General features: G+C 60.2%; 15 protein-coding genes. 6 read left to right on the top strand and 9 right to left on the bottom strand.

Features of this window, described 5'->3' with window-relative positions:
- The first annotated feature begins 14 nt into the window (after window positions 1-14).
- A complete protein-coding gene (locus tag ACQZ5Y_RS25010) occupies window positions 15-1,361 on the top strand; it encodes a condensation domain-containing protein (protein WP_174050985.1) in 1,347 nt (448 codons plus the stop codon).
- Between the two features lie 319 nt (window positions 1,362-1,680).
- On the opposite strand, the gene ACQZ5Y_RS25005 is transcribed toward ACQZ5Y_RS25010, so the two are convergent.
- From ACQZ5Y_RS25005 to ACQZ5Y_RS24975, 7 genes are all read right to left on the bottom strand, one after another.
- A complete protein-coding gene (locus ACQZ5Y_RS25005) occupies window positions 1,681-4,536 on the bottom strand; it encodes a condensation domain-containing protein (RefSeq protein WP_174050988.1) in 2,856 nt (951 codons plus the stop codon).
- A gap of 69 nt (window positions 4,537-4,605) precedes the next feature.
- Window positions 4,606-4,884, bottom strand: a complete 279-nt coding sequence (locus ACQZ5Y_RS25000; RefSeq protein WP_003518124.1) for a phosphopantetheine-binding protein — start codon at window positions 4,882-4,884, stop codon at window positions 4,606-4,608.
- Window positions 4,877-5,716: a siderophore-interacting protein gene (locus tag ACQZ5Y_RS24995; RefSeq protein ID WP_076846080.1), complete on the bottom strand. Its 840-nt coding sequence runs from the start codon at window positions 5,714-5,716 to the stop codon at window positions 4,877-4,879. Before ACQZ5Y_RS24995 ends, ACQZ5Y_RS25000 begins: the two co-directional genes overlap by 8 nt.
- A gap of 232 nt (window positions 5,717-5,948) precedes the next feature.
- Window positions 5,949-6,902: an ABC transporter substrate-binding protein gene (locus tag ACQZ5Y_RS24990; protein ID WP_076846072.1), complete on the bottom strand. Its 954-nt coding sequence runs from the start codon at window positions 6,900-6,902 to the stop codon at window positions 5,949-5,951.
- A gap of 23 nt (window positions 6,903-6,925) precedes the next feature.
- The gene (locus tag ACQZ5Y_RS24985; RefSeq protein WP_111788719.1) at window positions 6,926-7,990 is read right to left on the bottom strand and encodes a FecCD family ABC transporter permease; all 1,065 of its coding nucleotides are present in this window, start codon (window positions 7,988-7,990) and stop codon (window positions 6,926-6,928) included.
- A gap of 11 nt (window positions 7,991-8,001) precedes the next feature.
- Window positions 8,002-9,015 carry a FecCD family ABC transporter permease gene (locus tag ACQZ5Y_RS24980; protein WP_025595083.1) on the bottom strand — a complete coding sequence of 338 codons (1,014 nt, stop codon included), beginning with the start codon at window positions 9,013-9,015 and terminating at the stop codon, window positions 8,002-8,004.
- Window positions 9,012-9,827 (bottom strand): ABC transporter ATP-binding protein, encoded by an 816-nt coding sequence (locus ACQZ5Y_RS24975; RefSeq protein ID WP_035252685.1) that lies wholly within the window; start codon window positions 9,825-9,827, stop codon window positions 9,012-9,014. The genes ACQZ5Y_RS24980 and ACQZ5Y_RS24975 overlap by 4 nt, the downstream gene beginning before the upstream one ends.
- Before the next feature lie 200 nt (window positions 9,828-10,027).
- Here ACQZ5Y_RS24975 and ACQZ5Y_RS24970 point away from each other — a divergent pair, with 200 nt between their 5' ends.
- On the top strand, window positions 10,028-11,329 hold the full coding sequence (locus ACQZ5Y_RS24970) for an NtaA/DmoA family FMN-dependent monooxygenase (RefSeq protein ID WP_065663463.1): 1,302 nt from the start codon (window positions 10,028-10,030) through the stop codon (window positions 11,327-11,329).
- A gap of 2 nt (window positions 11,330-11,331) precedes the next feature.
- Here the strand turns inward: ACQZ5Y_RS24970 and ACQZ5Y_RS24965 are convergent, their stop codons facing one another.
- Entirely contained in the window at window positions 11,332-12,108 is a 777-nt protein-coding gene (locus tag ACQZ5Y_RS24965) for an IclR family transcriptional regulator (RefSeq protein ID WP_174051019.1), read from the bottom strand.
- A gap of 272 nt (window positions 12,109-12,380) precedes the next feature.
- On the opposite strand from ACQZ5Y_RS24965, the gene ACQZ5Y_RS24960 reads away from it, so the two are divergent.
- Complete coding sequence (locus ACQZ5Y_RS24960) at window positions 12,381-14,483, top strand: TonB-dependent receptor (protein WP_174050990.1); 2,103 nt, start codon at window positions 12,381-12,383, stop codon at window positions 14,481-14,483.
- An 87-nt stretch (window positions 14,484-14,570) separates the two neighbouring features.
- On the opposite strand, the gene ACQZ5Y_RS24955 is transcribed toward ACQZ5Y_RS24960, so the two are convergent.
- Entirely contained in the window at window positions 14,571-15,758 is a 1,188-nt protein-coding gene (locus tag ACQZ5Y_RS24955) for an acyl-CoA dehydrogenase (RefSeq protein ID WP_174050992.1), read from the bottom strand.
- A gap of 96 nt (window positions 15,759-15,854) precedes the next feature.
- Between ACQZ5Y_RS24955 and ACQZ5Y_RS24950 the strand changes: the two genes are divergently transcribed.
- From ACQZ5Y_RS24950 to ACQZ5Y_RS24940, 3 genes are all read left to right on the top strand, one after another.
- On the top strand, window positions 15,855-16,781 hold the full coding sequence (locus ACQZ5Y_RS24950) for a LysR family transcriptional regulator (protein WP_174050994.1): 927 nt from the start codon (window positions 15,855-15,857) through the stop codon (window positions 16,779-16,781).
- A gap of 128 nt (window positions 16,782-16,909) precedes the next feature.
- Complete coding sequence (locus ACQZ5Y_RS24945; protein WP_174050997.1) at window positions 16,910-17,977, top strand: LacI family DNA-binding transcriptional regulator; 1,068 nt, start codon at window positions 16,910-16,912, stop codon at window positions 17,975-17,977.
- Window positions 17,974-18,996 carry an ABC transporter substrate-binding protein gene (locus ACQZ5Y_RS24940; RefSeq protein ID WP_003518109.1) on the top strand — a complete coding sequence of 341 codons (1,023 nt, stop codon included), beginning with the start codon at window positions 17,974-17,976 and terminating at the stop codon, window positions 18,994-18,996. Before ACQZ5Y_RS24945 ends, ACQZ5Y_RS24940 begins: the two co-directional genes overlap by 4 nt.
- Window positions 18,997-19,076 lie beyond the last annotated feature (80 nt).

Raw genomic sequence — 19,076 nt, 5'->3', positions numbered from 1 at the left:
TCAAGGAAAAACAGATGGCGCATATCGATCCTGCCGGCGGCTGGCTTCCCCTGACCCAGCCGCAACTCGATTTTTGGGAGGAGTTTTCCTTCCATCCCGACGAACCGGTCTCTACCGTCGCCCATTACATCGAGCTTTCCGGTGCCGTGAACGAGGGCGCTCTGCTTGAGGCAATCAGGCGCACCGTGCGCGAATCGGAAGTTCTGTCTATCCGTTTTCGCGTCGGTGAGGATGGCGAGACGCCGCAGCAATGCTGCGATCCGCTCCACGCTCCGATGGTCGAGCTTGTCGATCTCCGTGCCCATCCCGCGCCTTTCGAGGAAGCGCTGGGGCGCATGAACGCGGATGTCGAGGCAAGGCTTGATCTTCGAACCGACAAGCTGTCCGCCCAGGTGCTTTACCGCATCGCCGACGATCGCTACCTCTGGTATATCCGTGCCCATCATATCGTCGTCGACGGTTATGGTCTTACGCTGGTGGAGCAGCGCTGCGGGCAGCTTTACGGGCACTATTGCGGCAAGGGCGAGGCGGGTCCGGATTTCCATCCTTTCCCCAGTTTTCTTGCCGAAGAGGACGCCTACCGGCAAAGCCGCCGTTTCGAAAAGGACCGCGAGTTCTGGGCGGCCTATCTCGCGCCGCCGGTGGATTTGCCGGTGCTGGACAAGGATTGCGAGGATTACGGTGGCGGCGGCCTGCATGCCGATGCGGGATTGCCGGAAGGTTTCAGCACAAGACTGCAACAGATATCCGGCGCACTGGAGATAGGCTGGCCGGACCTGCTGGTGCTGCTTTCAGGCCTTTATCTTCACCGCGTATTGCCGCGCCCGGATCGCGATGTGCTGACGCTGTGGCTGCCCTTCATGAGCCGCTGGGGCAGCGTCGGCGCGCATATGCCCGCCATGCTCGTCAACATCCTGCCTTTCCATCTGACGATAGAACCGCAGGAGAGCCTCGGGAGCTTCCTTGCGCGCAATGCCGCCAATCTGCGCCGGCAGCGCCTGCATGGCCGCTACCGCATCGAACAGATCGCCGCCGATCGCAACATATCAAAGGGCCGGCGGTTTTTCTTCTCACCGCTTATCAACGTCCTGCCCTTCAGCGCGCCGGTATTTGCAGGGCTTGCCGTTATCAGGCACATTCTCGCCAATGGTCCGGGCGACGGGTTCAACCTGACCTTCCGTGGCGAGGATGACGGCAGTGATCTGAACCTGCATATCGACGCAGATTCCGCACTGACCGAAGCCGACGATTTCGCGCGTTACCGCGAGGAGTTGCCGCTGTTTCTGGATGCCATGCTGCGCGACGAGGCGCTGGCGGCTCCGGCCGAAGAGGTTTCCGCGGCCTTCCGTCTGGCGGTTTGAGAAGCCGGGTGCTCTGCAAAAAGGGGACGGAAATCTCTCTGCCGTCACTCTGCATTTGGTCGGGAGTGACTGGGTGCGGATGTGATAAACCCGGCTCCGTTATGCAAAACCCTGCCTGATGGGGTGACATGCTCTCCTCCCACACAACGTCATCCTTGGGTTTGTCCCAAGGATCCAATCACGTCCAATTAAATCCAGACGTCGCAGATGCTGGGGACAGGCCCGAGCATGACGGAAGAGAGCTTTCCGGACATTTGTTAAAAAGCAAAACCCGGCGCCGCCATGCGGAGCCGGGTTTATTGGGAAGCCTGGCCAGCACTCAGGCTAGCGTGGTCAGCACACGGCCCGAAGCGCCTGCTTCGGCGAAACGGCTGAAGACGCCGCTGGTGGTCGTGCGCAGCCGGTCGACATCCTCGGGGCCGTAGCGGTCGGAGCGGTAGCTCATCAACACGCGGATGGAGCGTTCGCCGCCAATCGTTTCTTCCATTACCTCGAATTGCAGCCCCAGCATGGATTCGTGCTTGTCGGGATCGATCTGCCGGAACTCGACGGTTTTGCCGTCCGGCCCTGAAAGCGTGCCGTTCAGCTTGTTCTTGGCGTGGATCTGGATGAATACCTCGAACAGATGGTCGCGGCCGGGCGTCATGCCGAGCGCCTCTTCGACGAGATCGATTGGAATTTCGCTGTGTTCCAGAGAGCCATTGACCGTGTTCTTCACCGAGGAAATCAGTTCGCCGACCGTCATCTCCTCGCGGAAACGCACACGATGGGCAACGACTGTGGTGAAATAGCCGATCGTATCGAAATAGCCGCTGTCGGTGCGCCCGGACGCCGATGTGCCGACCACGAGATCGCTCAGCCCGCCCAGATGGCGCAGCGACGCGGCGATGGCGGCATAAACGACGTTGAACAGGGAAGCGCTGTTCTGCTTGGCGATGGCGTAAAGTCCGTCGCTGACGTGTTTTTCCAGCTTGAACTCGATCCAGCCGCCCGCCGGCGCCTCGTCGTGTGCAGCATCTGTCGGCGTGCTGTTCTGTCCGGTAAGGACCAGGCCCTTCGGTGCGTCCCGCAGCATATCGGTCCAGTAGGCAAGGTGGTCGCCGTTGACGCCGGATGCCACCTGTTTTCTGGCGAACTCATGGAAGGGTGCGGGCTTGTTCGCAAAGACGGGAGCCTTGCCGGTGGCTCTTGCCCTATAGGCCTCGGTCAACTCGTCCATCATCAGGTTTACCGACCATTCGTCCAGTACGATATGGTGGAAGAGGAAAGAGAGCACCTTGCCGCCGGTTTGGGGATTGCGCAGGAAACGCAGCCGCATCGGCAATTCGCGGGCAAGGTCGAACCGCCAGGACGCTTCCGTGTGCCGGTCCACGCCTTCGCTTTCCTCGCTCGTCCAGAACCATTTGTAGCCGGGCAGGTCGTGCATCGGCACGATCTTTTGCAGAACCGTGCCATCCTCGACATAGAAATGGGTTCGCAGACCGGGATGACGCTCGATAATATCGAGGAATGCACATTCGAAAGCGCTCTCATCCACCGGATCGAGGAAATCGAGCGCGAAGGGGATGTTGAAAATCTCGCCGAAACCGAAGGCGGCATAGGCTTTCCAGAGCGACATCTGCGCAAGCGAAAGCGGTGCCGTCAGCGAGCCGGTCGCGGTTGCTTCCGCCTGTGCAGGGGCGGCGGTTTCGAGACGCGTCGCCTGTTTTGCGAGCGATGCGGCGGTGGGATAGCTGAACAGGTCGTTGAAACGTAGCTCGATGCCGTGATTGCTCAAGAGGCGTCCGATGATGCGGGTCGCGATCAGCGAATGGCCGCCAAAATCGAAGAAATCGTCATCCGGTCCCATGTCTGGCGACGCAAGCGCTTCGCGGAATTCGGCAAGAATTGCCGCGGCAGTCTCGTCGTCGCTGGAGCGGGAGGCGGCGGGCAGGGATGCTGCAGCCTCCGGCCCTGCGGACGAGGTTTGATGCGTAATGCCGGAAAAATCCGCACCGCCTTCGAGATGGGCGATGAAACGCTCCAGCAGGAATGCCGTCGCGTGCGGCGAGGCCTCCTTGCCGCCGGTCAGTTCCAGACGGATGTGGCCATCAACCGTGCTGCCGGCAGCGAGCGTCAGGCCAAGGCCGGACTGGAGAGAGGGGAGCGGCAGGCGCTCGAACCGGAGCCGCTCGACGGATGAGGTTTCAGCCGATGTTGCCAGCGTCTGAAGCGTGAAGGTGGCAACCTCGTCGTTGTTTTCGCCATGTCGGGCCAACCCAGCCAGCACGGCTTTTTCGGCCTCCTGCGGCGACTGGCCACGTGAGATCGAGACGCGGGCGACCGCATCTGCCGGAAGCGGCAAGCCGGCCTCGCTCCCGGGTTGCAGGGGCAGGCGCAGGGTAACAGTGTCGAGATCGCCATTGGTCGCCAGAAAAAGCGCGAAACGGGCACCGGTGCGTGCCAGAAGCGCGTCCGGTGTGGCCGAGCCGTTTGGGTCGAGAAGGGCAGCCGGAAGATCGACGCCGTGGCAGTGGCTCGCCGGCTTGGTCCCGTTATTACGCAGAGAGACGACGGGCGTGCTGGAGGCCGGTCCTTGCAGCCAGGGGAGCGGAACTGGATTGACGATGGCGTTTTCGGCGATGCGTGGCGAAAGCGGCTTTGGTGCCTCGCCAGCATAGGCTGCGGCAACAGCGCCCAGCAAAATCTGCGGCGAGAGGGATTCACCAAGCAGGCCATGCACCAGAAGCGCCAGCAGTACCTCTCCTTCGCTCAAGAGCACGATGGCCTGAAACGGCGCATCGATTTCCGCGTCGAACGGGCTTGCCTGAAGGTCGTGCAGAAGGGCCACCGCTTCGTCTTTCGATGCCGTCTGAAACAGTTGCACGAGAGATGCCGAAGGGGCCTCTACGCTCTTGGCAAGGGTGCCGTCTTCTCCAAAGGAAAACCGCACGCGCAGTTCGGGCCATGCCTCGCAAACCGTCTCCAGTGCCGATGTCAGGCGCAGAAGGTCGCTCTCGCCGCCGATGCGGTAGGTGAGAATATGCCGGAAGACCTGATCGGGGTCCTGAAACTGCTGGAACCAGACCCGCTCCTCATATTGGCTTGGCTGCGATCCGCTCCGTGGGGCTTCGTCCGCATTGTCGAAGGTTTGTTCGATGCGGCGCGCAAGCATGCGCGAATTATCTGCTGCCATGGTCCTCTCCTTGGAAGTATAATGTTGAGGTAGGTCGCGCTTGGCGGGAAAAGTCCCCTCTTGCGGGGATCAGCAGCCCGCGCGCGACTGCTCGATCAGCGCCTGCCAGGCGGCAAGCGTGGGCTGACGGGCGAGATCGTCATAGTGAAGTCGCGTGCCGGCGAGCTGCGAAAGCGGCGGGATCAGGCGCATGAGAGCGAGGGAATGAAGTCCGCAGCCGAACAGGTTGGCGTTCGGGCCGATATGTCCCACCTCATCGTCCAGAACCCTGGCGAGATGGGCTTTGAGTTCCGTCGTCATCATGTCCGCCTCCAGCTTGCCAGCCGCCGCGATTGCCGGTTCATTCATCGAAATGATCGTGAACGCCGCTTGCCCCGCGCCGCCAGTAGCCGGAAGCGCGCGTCCATTTGGGGTTCGCGCCGTACTCGCCGATCAGGATGGCGCGCAGGTCTTTCGCCGCTTTCGATTCGCAGGCGACCCAGCTGAAGAAATCGCCCTCAGGCAGTTCAAGCCTACGCAGCGCCTCCGTCAGGGCGTCGTGATTGGCGCCGCCCGCGGCCTCCTGCGTTACCCAGATGATCGACGCGTCAGCTTTCGTGGCGAGGTCCAGGCGATCAGCCTCCGTCTCAACTTCGATCAGCGCTACGACGCGGGTGCCCTCGGGCATTTCTTCCAGTCGCCGTGCAAGGGCGGGAAGGCCGGTATCGTCGGCAATCAGCAGATGCCAGTCGAACGTGAAGGGAATGGTGAACGAGCCGCGCGGGCCTGCAATCCATGCCTTGTCACCCACCCTGGCGGATTTTGCCCAGTTGCTGGCGGGGCCATCATGGTGCGTGGCGAAATCGACGGCGAGTTCACCCTTCTCGGCATCGAAGCTGCGCGGCGTGTAATCGCGTGCGAGCGGGCGCGGCGCGCCTTCGGGAAATTCGAGGCCGTTCGGGCCGACCACTGGCAGGTTAGGTTCGGTTTCGCCGGGAAGCGGGAAGAACATCTTGACGTGGTCGTCAAAACCGAGACTGGCAAAGCCTTCAAGCTCAGGCCCGGTCAATACGATGCGCACCATGGACCGGCTGAGTTTTTCCACCCGGGCCACGTCAAGGCAGCGTAGCTTGACGGCGTAACGATGGCGTTTGGGGGTCCGGTCCGGAACGCCGGTTTCAATGCTTTGTGCAATGCTCATGTTGCTGTCTTCCCTGGGATATCGCCGATGGGGATCGGCAGTTTCGCTGTCCCGGATCGGCATGCCGGACAATCGCGCACCGGAGTTTTCCGGCGGGAGATCCGACGTCGTTGTGTCAAGATGCGCGAACCATAACAGGCGGTTCCGGCGGTCGCAATATAAGTTTCTTCAAAAACTCAAGTTTATGTCCGGCGCATGGTTTGCGCCGGAATTGCGCTTGTCGAAAAGGCGTTTAACGACGGCCTGCCCAGCTTTCCACCGCGTCCAGCGTGTGCAGCGCGCTTGGGATGGACGGCGTCGTGACCCGGCTGGAATCGAGAAAGACGATCCGGCCGTCACGCGCCGGTTTGACGAAGCGTTCCCAGCCGGGAATGATCTTTTCAAGTGCGGCGCGCGTTCCGGCTTCGCCTCGGGCGGGGCTGTTATAGCTGTTCATCACCACCAGCAGATCCGGGTTGAGCTTGCCAAAAGCCTCGGCACTGAGCGGCATCGCCAGGGTGGAACCCAGCCCACCCGACGAGGTGGCGTTGTCGATTTTCAGCCGTGCGTAACCCAGATCCTCGAGCGCCTGCACCGCACCGGACATGTCGCCGACCGCGTTGATCTGGTCGGTCAGTAGAATTGCGAGATAGGTCTTGCCTTTTGCGTCTTCGCCGAGTGCTTTTTTGACGGTGGCGAGTTTCTCGTCATAAGTCTTCCGGCGCTCGGCAAAAGCGTCACTTCTGCCAACGAGACCCGAAAGATTCTCTTCGACGCTGAAGCCATAGGTGTGTCCAGTGCTTACCTTCTGCAGATAGACGGGCGCGATGGTGGAAAGCTGCTCGGCCTTGCCGCTGTCCATTTCCGTGGCGACGATCAGGTCAGGTTGCAGCGCTCTCAGCTTTTCGAGATCGATCTGACCCACCGCGCCGAAACCTTTCGGTTTCGTGCGGCCTTCACCGAGAACGGTGTCGATGAAATCAACGGCGGTTGCGAATTTGCCGTCGCTGTTGCGGCCATAGGCGCCTACAACGTTGGCGCCAAGATCCATCAGCGGCACGCCCAGCAGCGGTTCGTGCATGACGACGATGCGCTGCGGCTGCTCGGGGATGGAGACCGTGCGGCCGGCGGCATCGGTGACGGTTCGCTCTGCGGCAAGGCTGCTTCCGGCGGTCAGAAGTGCTGCTAAGAGGATGGCAAATCGCATGGCATACCCTTTGTTCAATTTCTTCAGTGGCGGTTGGTTCTGCGCAGCGCCTGCAGGCGCAGCGTGAGGATGAAAAGCGGCACGCCGATCAGCGTCAGCGCAAGACCTATCGGCATCGGCGTATCGGCCACCAGCCCACGCGAAAGCGTATCGGCGGTCACCACCAGAATGCCGCCCGTCAGCCCCGACAGGAAAAGCCTGGCGCGACCGACGGCGGGCGACACGAAGGTGGCGAGATGCGGGGCGATGACGCCGAGAAAGGTCAAGGGGCCGACAGCGGTGACGGAAGCGGAGCTGAGGATGACCGCAAAAACGATGACGAGCGGGCGCGAACGTTTGACCGTTTCGCCGAGCGCCATGGCCATCTCGTTACCGAGATCAAAAACCGCAAGCGCCCGGCCGATGAGGAAAATGCCCACAAGGCTGACCGCGAAAAGAGGCGCGAACACGAGGATGATCGGCCAGCTCGCCTGAAACAGCGAACCCGCCATCCAGTCTGCAAGCGACAGCGATGTTTCCGTTGGCGTGTAGAGCAGAAGCACTGAGGAGACGGATGAAAGGGCGGATTCGATTGCGATGCCCATCAGCAGGATGGCGAGCCCGCTGGAACGTTCGCGCCCCACGAGCGCGATGAGCAGGAAAGCTACCGCAAGGCCGCCGCCGACGGCCGCAAGCGCCACCATGGTCTTGGGCGCCGCCGGCACCAGCACCAGAAGCAGCATGATGGTGGTCATTGATCCTTGGCTCAGACCGAACAGGCCGGGATCGGCAAGCGGATTGCGGGCGACCGATTGCAGCATGGCCCCGGCCAGCGCAACGCTCCATCCGGCCATGAAACCAAGCAGGATGCGCGGCAGCCGCACCGTCCACAGCGCATAGGCCTGATCGTCGCTCAAATGCCCGCCGGCAACGCCGTGGAGAAGGTCAATGAGACCGGTCTGTGTATTTCCGAGACTAACGGAAATGGCGGCCATCACCAACGCCAGCAGGATCAGTGCAAGGCCGGCCTTTAGGTTGCCGATGCCGATCTGCAGACCGCTCGGCAGCCGCAGGACCGCTTTGCCATCGGTGGCCAATTGCCTTTTCATGACAGCCCTCTTCATGACAGTTTATTGGCAGAAGGCGAAAGATAGAAGCGCTTGACGATGACGATGAAGACGAGGCCGCCGAGCAGGTCCATGAACAGTCCGGTATTGACCACATACGGCCTGAACAGGGTTTGCGCGCCGAGATCGGCCACCACGCACAGACTCGCCCCGACAAGGGCGGAAGCGGGTAAAGCGAGCGTGAAATTCACCCCGACCAGCGGCCGGACCATATGCGGAACGATGAGGCCGACGAAGCCGATGGGACCGCAGATGGCCACGGCCGAGCCGGACGCCAGCATGGTGGCGAAAAGTGCCACCCGGGAAACGCGCGTGACGTTGACGCCGGCGGAGGCGGCTTTTTCCGCACCCAGCAGAACCAGCGTCAGCGGGCGGGCGACCGACCAGAGCATCACCATCGCAATGGCGCCAATCCACCAGAAATCGGTGAGCCGCTCGGCATAGACGTGGTTGATATTGCCGCCGACCCAGCTCAGGAATTCGGCGCGACGTGTGGGGTTTGACAAAAGGAGGGCATTGGTGATGCCGATCAGCAGCATGGAGACAAGCGCACCGGACAGGATGAGCGACAGGCCGCGCGGATCGTTTGACCGCCCGGCCAGCCGGGCAACAAGGAAGCAGGCGCCAAAGCCGAAGCCGGCGCCGATAAGCGCGATGAGCCCCTGTATTTCGGGCGAGAAATCGAACACCAGCGCACCGGCGACCACAAAAAGCGTCGCACCGGCATTCAGGCCCAGGGTGGAGGGCGAGGCGAGAGGATTGCGGGCAAGCCCCTGCAGCACGCAGCCACTGACGGCCGTGGTGGCGCCGACATAGATCGCAATCAGTGAGCGCGGGATTTGCTGATAGAGGAGAACCGACTGTTCATAGGTTTCGGCCTCGCCATGCAGGAGCGTCGTCGCGATTTCGGCAAGTGGCAGGTCGCCAGTCATCAGCACGAAGTTGATGACGAGAACAACGGCCAGCAAGATCGCGGCGGCAAAGATCAGCATTATTTTAGATGTCATGCCGGAATGGCCTGTTCCTGCCGCTCCAGCCGCGGCACGCAGATGAGCCGCCCCTGCCGGGAAAATATGTCGGCCTCGAGATCAAAGACGTCGGCAACATTGGCTGATGTGACCGTATTCGCGACAGGCCCGGAGGCGAGAACCCGTCCGGCTTTCAGCATGATGACGTCATCGGCGAAGGTGGAGGCGAGGTTGAGATCATGCAGCACGACGATAACAGTTTTGCCGTGCCTGTCCGTCAGTTCGCGCACAAGGCTGAGAACGGCATATTGATATTTCATGTCGAGATGGTTGACCGGCTCGTCCATCAGGATCACCTCCGTGTCCTGAGCGAGCACCATGGCGATGAAGGCGCGCTGGCGCTGGCCGCCGGACAGCGTGTTGACCTGCGCCCTGGCCTTGTCTTCCAGCCCGACGGTCTTCAGCGCTTCGGCAAAAAGCGCCCGGTCGCGTTCGGATGGACCGCCGCCAAGCCCGTAACGTGCATAACCCGCAAGCTCGATCAATTCGCCAAGCGTCATATAGTCAGGGCAATGGCATTCCTGCGGCAGATAGGAGATGCGGCGGGCGAGTTCGCGGCGTCCGATCTCGCCGATCAGGCGGTCACCGAGGCTTATCCTGCCTGAAGATAAAGGCACGAAACCCATGATCGTCTTCAACAGCGTCGACTTGCCACAGCCGTTGGGTCCGACCAGCGCTGTGACGCGGCCGGTTTGAAAGCGGGCAGACAGGCCCTGCAATACGGGGATGTGTCCGTAACTCGCATGAAGGTCCGTGGCATCAAGCACCGGATTACAACTCCTGTTATTCATAGGGCCATGCGTCGACTCGACGCACGTCCTACCTAAGCTGTTGAATTCACGTATCGAACTTGCGGAAATCGGGTTCTGTACCGGCAAGCGCGACAGGCTGGTCTTGATGCGACACTAAACTATAGTAAAATTCTCCACAAATCGAAATTTGCCGATTCACATCGCGGATTTCGTGATGATTTTTTCATTCGAGGTGTTTCATGTCAGTCGCGCTCAAGCTTCACGTCGGCATGTCGCTGGCGCCAACCTGGCTCAGCGGCGAGGCATGGCGGCGTCAAGACAGCGGTATAGACGGGGTTTTCTCCAGCGATTATTTCGTCGATCTTGCAAAGCGCGCCGAGGCTGCGCATGTGGATTTTGTCTTCCGGCCCGACACGCTGTTCCTGCGCACCGAGGGGCTGGAGACCGGCGGCGGATTTGCGAGCATGGACCCGAACATGCTTCTGGCCGCCATCGCACGGGAGACCAGCCATGTCGGCCTGTTATCCACGGTTTCAACGACATTCCTGCCGCCTTATGTGGTTGCCCGCCAACTGCAATCGCTGAACTGGCTGAGCAATGGCCGGGCGGGATGGAACATCGTCACGGCGCTGGACGGCCACGAAAATTTCGGCCTGAAAGAAATGCCGTCGCCACAGGAGCGTTATGAACGCGCCGCCGAGTTCACGCAGGTAGTACAGCAGCTCTGGGCGAGCTTTCCCAACGAGGCGCTGAAGCTGGACAAAGAGAGCGGGCGTTTTGCAGATTCGTCGCTGGTCCAGCCAATCGCGCATGAAGGAAAGCACTTCAGCGTCAAAGGCCCGCTCAACCTGCCGGCCCATTCCAGCCGTATTCCACTGGTGCAGGCTGGAGCTTCCCCCGAGGGCCGCGATTTCGCAGCCTCCGTTGCGGATGCGGTCTTTGCCTCGACGCCGGATATGCAGGCGGCAATCGAGCTTCGGGCGGATTTACGGCAAAGAGCGGAGCGGCATGGGCGCTCACCAGATGTGGTGAAGCTGATGCCGGGTCTCAGTCTTTATCTGGCCGACACCAAGAACGAGGCGCTGGAGCTGTTTGCGGAGACCCACGCAAGGGCCAACCATGGCCGCATATTTGCATCCATTCAAAATCTGACGGGTCTTGACCTTTCCGACTGGTCGCTCACGCGGATCGTCACCCCTTCTGACTTGCCGCCGCCGCCCGAGACACCGAGAAGCCGCACCCATGCCAATCTGCTCCGCCGGCTGATCGAACGGGAAACGCTGAGCGTTGCCGAATTGTTGCGGCGTCCGGAAGTGATGGGGTCGGGCCATTGGCAGATCATCGGCACGGTTGAGGATGCTTTTGAAAGCATCCGCGAATGGGTGGCGGCCGGCGCGATAGACGGCTTTGTCGCGGTGCCTGGCGGTTCGGTCGCGTCGATGCGGCTGGTGCTGGAGCGGCTGCTTCCGAGGCTCGGTGATGCCGGGCTCTTCCGCACCGCCTATTCCGGCAGCACCTTCGCCGACCACCTGGCCGGATAGGTTTACGAGCCGCCGGATTCTGCCGTCGCCTTTCCGGCCGCTTCAAGAAGCTGCGGAAAGTGCCGCTCGGTCTCGGCGGTCGCGAGGAAAGAAACGGTGGTGACGACGCAACAGATTTCCCCCTGCGCGTCGAAAACCGGGGCGGCCTTGCCGGTCAGGGCGGAGAACAGGTGTTCGTTGAGTTCCGCGCCGCCTGTCTCACGAATGGCGTGCAGGACTTTAGCGTCTGGGCGGGACCCGCGAAAGGCGGGCGGCTGCAGCTTGCGCACCGACGCCGTCCTATCCGGTGGCAAATAAGCCTGAAAAACCAGCCCGCAGGCGCTGTTATCCAGCGGTAGAACATCCCCCAGCGCCACGGTGCTGATGGAGAAGCTGGCACTCCTGTACCATTGCACCACGGTCGGGCCGCGATCGGTCCAGATCGCCACGCCGCAACTGGCGCCGATCTGCGAGGCCAGTGCTTTCATCTGTCGACCGGCGGTTTCGACCGGATTGATTCGTCTGAGCGCGCTGACGCCTATCGAGAGCGCGGTTGGGCCGAGGTCGTAGCTGCCGGTTGCAGGGTCCTGGGCCACCAGTCCTTCCCGCACGAGGCTTTGCAGGTAACGATGAGCTGTGGAACGGCCTGTGCCGGCGCGTTTGGCGAGTTCGCCGAGTGCAAGCGCCCCGTCCGATTTTGCCAGAAGGTCGAGAAAACGGGCAGCAATAGAGACCGACTGAATGAGGGCAGAGCGCTTCTCTCCGTCGTTTTCAGGCAGATTGTCCGGCTCGTCATCCATGGCGTCCAAGTCCGCTCCCCGATTTATGTCGTGAACATGCCTAGCGCATCCGACCGGAAATCGGAATCGATTTCTGAGCTATTTCAACGCCTTCCCCTTGAGGCGGGGAACGACACGACAACGGCCAGTCGATAAACTTTGTTGTAAATATGGCACATCCCGTTACGGAACCCTATCCGTCCACAATACGGAACGCATTCTCTATTGCGAAACGGATAACGCTTCCGTTACTTGAATATGACTTTGATACTCATGTTTATTAGGGGTGTGTTATGGGGTTTCGTTCTAGCGGCCGTTTGATGGGCGGGGTCAGCGTTTTGACGCTGGCCGCCCTGTTTGTGACGCCGGTTTTCGCCCAAGAGCAACAGGCCGAGGCCTCGGGAACTACCGTTCTCAAGCCGATTGTGGTGACCGGCGAAAAAGTCGCGCGCGACATGAAGAACACGGCGTCTTCCGTTTCGGTCAAATCCAGCGATGAACTGAAAAAGGAAAAGACCGGCGATCCAACCGTCTCAGACGCGATCAAGGACATTCCAAACGTTGTTTATACCGACAATGTCAGCGCCCCGATCATTCGCGGTCTCGACACGCAGGGCCCGAACACCGGGGCAACGGCGTTCTTCGCCGGCACCGTGCCGCGCGCCACCATCAATGTCGATGGTCACTATCTCGGTTATAACGAGTTCATCTATGGCGCGACGTCCATCTGGGATGTCGAAAGCATCGAGGTCTTCCGTGGGCCGCAGACCACATCGCAGGGCGCTAACGCCATTGCCGGCGCCATTCTCGTCAATACCAAGGACCCGACGTTTACGCCGGAAGCAAGCTATCAGGCCGAAATCGGGAATTATCACCAGAAGCGGGCGTCCTTTGCGGTCTCAGGCCCGTTGATCGAAGACGAGCTGGCGGCGCGTCTGGCAATCGATTATTCGGGTCGCGATACCTTTATCGATTACATCAATTCCGGTTTTGCCCACGCAGGCACCAACCAGGATTTCAAGGAATTCAACGCGCGTTTCAAGCTTCTGTGGGAACCGCCGGAAATTCCGGGCCTGACGACCAAGCTGACTTATTCCTATAACGCCGCCAACCGGCCGAGTCAGGAAGCGGCGTCGCGTCCTTTCGAGGATCTCAACCACGTCACCACCACCATGCCGAGCTGGAGCCAGAATACCCACACCGGTATTCTCGACATCAATTACGACTTTGAAAACGGCGTAAAACTCTTCAACCAGACGCAATTTTCCGCTTCGGATGCGCGCCGCAGGGTGGGTGTGGTCAATAATGGCGACGCCAATATCGATCAGAAGAATGTGTCCCACGAGACCCGTGTGACCTTCGGTGACCAGGAAGACGTTCTGAGTGGCGTCGCGGGCATCTATTACGCCCATACGCAGGCCGATGAAATTCTCTATCTTCTGAACCCGGCAAACAGAAGAACCCTTTCGACATTTGACGATACCAAGGACAATCTCGGCATTTTCAGCGAGTTGAGCTACCGTCTGACCGACCAGTGGACGCTTACCGGCGGCCTGCGTTACCAGACCGATCGTATTCAGCGCGCGGGCCGCTCCGTCTATTCCAACGTCGCGGTTGATTTTGACGAGACCTTTTCCGAATTGCTTCCCAAGGCCTCGCTTGCCTATGCGATCAATGATGACTGGACCGTTGGCGGCATGATCAGCCGTGGTTACAATCCCGGCGGCATATCGCTGAACATCTCGTCGGGCCAATGGTTGCCCTTCGAGAAGGAAACCATCTGGAACTACGAACTCTACACGCGCGCGAAGCTGCTGGATGACAGGCTGACGCTCAACAGCAACCTGTTCTACATGGATTACAAGAACGCCCAGTACAATATTCCGGTCGTTATCTCGTCAGGCATTACTCAATCCTACACCATCAATGCGCAGAAAGCGCATGCCTATGGTCTGGAAGTCGGCGCCGACTATCAGGTTCTCGACAATCTGACGCTGAAGGCAAGTGCCGGCGTGCTGAAGACCGAAATCGACCAGATTTCCAGCAATGCCAGCTATGCAGGCAATGAATTCGCGAAATCGCCTGGTTACATGTTCAGCATCGGGGCAAGCTGGGATGTGACCGACAAGTTCACCGTCTCGGGTCAGGTGCGTCATATCGACGGTTATTATTCCGATACGGCCAACACGGCTGCCTATGCGATCGACCCCTACACCATCGCCGATGTGCGTGCGAGCTACAAGTTCCAGGAGGAGATGGAGGTCTACGCTTACGTGAAGAACGTCTTCGACGAGCGTGCGCCGACCTATATGCAGCAGAACCGCGGCATTGGCGGCATCGAGGCCAGCATGACCGAACCGCGCATGTTCGGCATTGGTGTCAGAGGCGCGTTCTAAGCGATTGCCTGACCCGGAAAAGTAAAAAGGCCTTCGAAGTGATTTTCGAAGGCCTTTTTTCATGAAGGAAATGATGCGGAGAAGGTCTTAGAAAAACGCCTGAATGCCCGTCTGCGCCCGGCCGAGGATAAGCGCGTGAACGTCGTGCGTGCCCTCGTAGGTGTTGACCGTTTCGAGGTTCTGGGCGTGGCGCATCACGTGGTACTCGATCTGGATGCCGTTGCCGCCATGCATGTCGCGGGCCTGGCGGGCGATATCCAGCGCCTTGCCGCAATTGTTGCGCTTGATGATGGAGATCATTTCCGGCGCCATTTTGTGCTCGTCCATCAGGCGGCCGACGCGCAGCGATGCCTGGAGGCCGAGAGCGATCTCGGTCTGCATGTCGGCGAGCTTTTTCTGGTAAAGCTGCATGCCGGCCAGCGGCTTGCCGAACTGCTTGCGGTCGAGACCATATTGCAGGGCGCGGAACCAACAATCTTCCGCAGCGCCCATCACGCCCCAGGAAATGCCGTAGCGGGCGCGGTTGAGGCAGCCGAACGGGCCTTTCAGGCCGGAAACATTCGGAAGCAGCGCATCTTCGCCCACTTCCACGCCTTCCATGACGATCTCGCCTGTTATGGAGGCGCGCAGCGAAAGCTTGCCGCCGATCTTCGGTGCAGACAGACCCTTCATGCCTTTTTCCAGCACGAAGCCCCGAATCTGGTTGTCGTGGGCTTCGGATTTCGCCCAGACGACGAAGACATCGGCGATGGGCGCATTGGAAATCCACATTTTCGAACCACGCAGGCGATATCCGCCGGCGATCTTTTCGGCGCGGGTCTTCATTCCGCCCGGATCGGAGCCGGCATCCGGTTCGGTCAGGCCGAAACAGCCGATCAGCTCGCCGGAGACGAGGCCGGGCAGGTATTTCTTCTTCTGTTCGTCCGAGCCATAAGCGAAGATCGGATGGATGACGAGCGAGGACTGCACGCTCATCATCGAGCGATAACCGCTGTCGATCCGCTCCACCTCGCGGGCCACGAGACCATAGGCCACGTAGCTGGCATTTGCGGCGCCATATTCTTCCGGCAGGGTGACGCCCAGAAGGCCGGTGCGGCCCATCAGGCGGAACAGTTCCGGTTCGGTGGTCTCAGAAAGATAGGCCTCGGACACACGCGGCATAAGTTCCGATTTGCCGAAGGCTGCGGCGGCGTCGCGGATCATCCGCTCGTCGTCGGTCAGTTGGTCTTCCAGCAGAAAAGGGTCCTGCCAATTGAATGCTGCGCGTTCGCTCACTGTGTGCCTCCGGATTTGCTGGCCGGATTATTCGTGTTAGCCCCTGATGGCACAAGCCATGTTTACTCATTTTTGCATTACATATAGTAATGGCTCATGACGTCTCTCAGCCGCAAACTCCTGCCTTCCACCAGTGCGCTTGCCGCCTTTGATTCCGTTGCCCGGCTTGGCAGCTTTTCAGCCGCTGCCGATGAACTTGCCTTGACGCAAGGGGCGATCAGCCGTCAGGTTATGTCACTGGAAGAACAGCTTGGCGTGCGCCTGTTCGAGCGCGGCGCGCGTGGTGTGTCACTGACGACCGAGGGTGGTGCTTACGCGAAATCGATTGCCGCAGCCCTTGGCGAGATACGTGCCGCCTCGTTGCAGATCATGACCAAAACGCATGGCAATACGCTCAATCTAGCGATGCTGCCGACATTCGGCACCCGCTGGCTTCTGCCGCGCATTCCTGATTTCGTCTCCAGTCATCCGGAAATCACCATCAATTTCGCCACCCGCATCGGCCAGTTCGACTTCGAGCGTGAGCAACTGGATATGGCGATCCACATCGGGCAGGCGGATTGGCCGGGGGCGGAATGCACCTTTCTAATGCATGAGATGGTTGCGCCGGTATGCAGCCCCGAATTCCTGAAGGCGCATCCGGTCGAAAAGGGTGAGGATATTGCCAGCCTGCCTCTGCTGCACATGGCCTCGCGGCCTGGTGCCTGGAGCCACTGGTTCGAGAGCCTCGGCCATTCGCTTGCCTTGCCGCAGGGCATGCGGTTCGAGCAGTTTTCCAGCGTGGCACAGGCCTGTATCGCCGGACTTGGCGTGGCTTTGATGCCGCTTTTCCTGATCGATAACGAACTGAAATCGCGGCAACTGGTGAAAGCCTACGATCATCAGGCCAAAAGCCCGAGTTCCTATTATGCGGTCGCGCCGCTATCCCGTGCCAACCACGTTCCAGTCGTGCTGTTTCGGGACTGGCTGGTACGGCAGGTCGAGGCCTATCGTGCGGCTGGCAATCTGCCACTGGAAAAATAAGCGCACTTTTTTCGGGCATTTAGACTTAGTGCTTCAATTTTTGCCCGGTTTTGTCTCTGGCCGGACTCGACAGGACGGTTTTGGTCGATTATCGTGATTAAACGTTTAATCAGCCCTTTCGGACCATCATGGCGTCTTCACGGCCTGCCACCAATCTGAGCGCGATAGCAGCGGCACTCGGCGTGTCGGTTGCAACCGTGTCCAATGCGCTGTCGGGCAAGGGCCGTGTTTCGCCGGAACTGGTGGAGCGCATCCGCAAGACCGCAAGCGAACTTGGTTATGTGCCGAGTTCGGCGGGCAGGGCGCTGCGCACCGGCAGGTCAGGAGTTCTCGGGCTGGTGCTGCCGGATATCGCCAATCCACTCTTCCCACAGATCGCGCAGGCCATCGAAAAGGCAGCCGTCAATGCCGGTTATGGTGTTTTGATCGCCGACTCCCGCGGCGAGATCGCCATGCAGACGGACGCCATCAACCGGCTGATCGAGCGTGGAGTGGATGGCATGGTCGTCGTTCCCCGCCGCGGCACGCGTATCGCGGATGTCGATTGCCCGGTGGCGGTGATCGACAGCCCCTCGACGCCCGGAAACACCGTAGCCGCTGACCACTGGGACGGCGGCCGGCAGATCGGCGAATATCTCTCAGCCCTCGGACACGACAAGGTGGTGCTGATCGGCAAGAACCGCGACTCAAATGTGCAGAACGACCGACTCGGCGGCATTCGCGATGGTTTGGGCAAGGCCTGCGTCACGGAGACGCTGTGGGTGGACGCCATTGAAAAGGCGGATGGTGCGGGTTGCCGTCTCGGCCTTACCGAAAAGGTGAGGGATGGTTTCACTGCCTTTGCTGCCGTATCCGACCTGCATGCGTTGCGCGCGCTCACTGAATTGCAGCGCGAGGGCATCGAGGTGCCGGAAGAGGCGAGTGTCACCGGCTTCGACGATCTGATTTTCTCCGCCGTGGTGACGCCGCCGCTGACGACGATGCGCATGGATATGCGCCGCATCGCCGATCTGGCCGTGGATGCGCTGTTGCGCGCGATCGATGGCGAGGCGGGCTTCGAAAACGGCATAGCTGCCGAGGTCACGGCAGAAATCTCGAAAGTACCGATGGCGCTGATCATGCGCGGCTCCACCGGCGAAAAAAAGCATGATGCGATTGAAGCCAAAAACACGACAGCAGGAGAACTCATACCATGAAAAAAATCATTCTTGCATCGGGCACCGCCCTGATGCTGACGATGGGTGCCGCGCAGGCGCAGGACAAGACGCTGACGATCTCGGTCTACGCCTTCGCGCAGGACGAATTCAAGGAACTGGTCTATACACCGTTCGAAAAGCAATGCGGCTGCAAGCTGGTCGTCGAGACCGGCAACAGCGTTGAGCGCCTCGCCAAGATGGAGGCCAACAAGGCCAATCCGGTGGTCGATCTCGCCATTGTTTCCATGGCGGATGCGCTTTCCGCCACCCGCAAGGACCTGATCCAGAAGATCGATGCCGCCAAGGTGCCGAATATCGGCAAGCTCTATGACATCGCCAAGGATCCGAATGGCGACGGCATGAGCGTCGGCGTCAACTTCTACGCCACGTCAATCGTTTACCGCACAGACAAGATGAAGATCGATAGCTGGGCCGATCTTTTGAAGGACGGTATCGTTGACCACGTCGCTTTCCCGAATGTCACTACCAATCAGGGCCCGCCGGCGCTTTACATGCTGGGAAAGGCCATCGGCAAGGACACGCCTGATCTCTCCGGCGCTATCGAAGCCGTGGGCGAAAAGAAGGACGATATCGTCACGTTCTACGTGAAATCGTCGCAGCTGGTGCAGCTAATGCAGCAGGAAGAAATCTGGGCCGCCCCCATCGGCCGCTTCTCCTGGGCGCCCTTTACCAAGCTCGATCTGCCGCTTGCCTGGGCAACCCCCAAGGAAGGCCAGACCGGCGGCATGAACGTGCTCGTGGTGCCGAAGGGCACGAAGAACGAAGATCTGGCGCTGCAGTTCATGGATTTCTGGCTCTCGACCGACGTTCAGAAGGCGCTGGCCGAAAAGCTCGTGGACAGCCCGACCAACAAGGAAGTCAAGGTGTCCGACGAGGTGGCGAACAACATCACCTATGGCGACGAAACCGCAAAAAGCCTGCAGCTCATTCCTTCCGCCGTGACGCTCGACAACCGTGACAAGTGGCTGTCGGAGTGGAACGCCAAGGTCGGTCAGTAAGTCCTTATCAAGGTTTGGAATGGGGCATTTAAAACGTCCGAAAGGGCGGCTCCATTCCCGGAAAAGCGGTTTGGTCGTCC

The sequence above is a fragment of the Agrobacterium sp. A3-95 genome (assembly GCF_053521785.1).
Note: the sequence above shows the minus strand (reverse complement) of the source record. Positions and strands in the feature narration are given on the sequence as shown.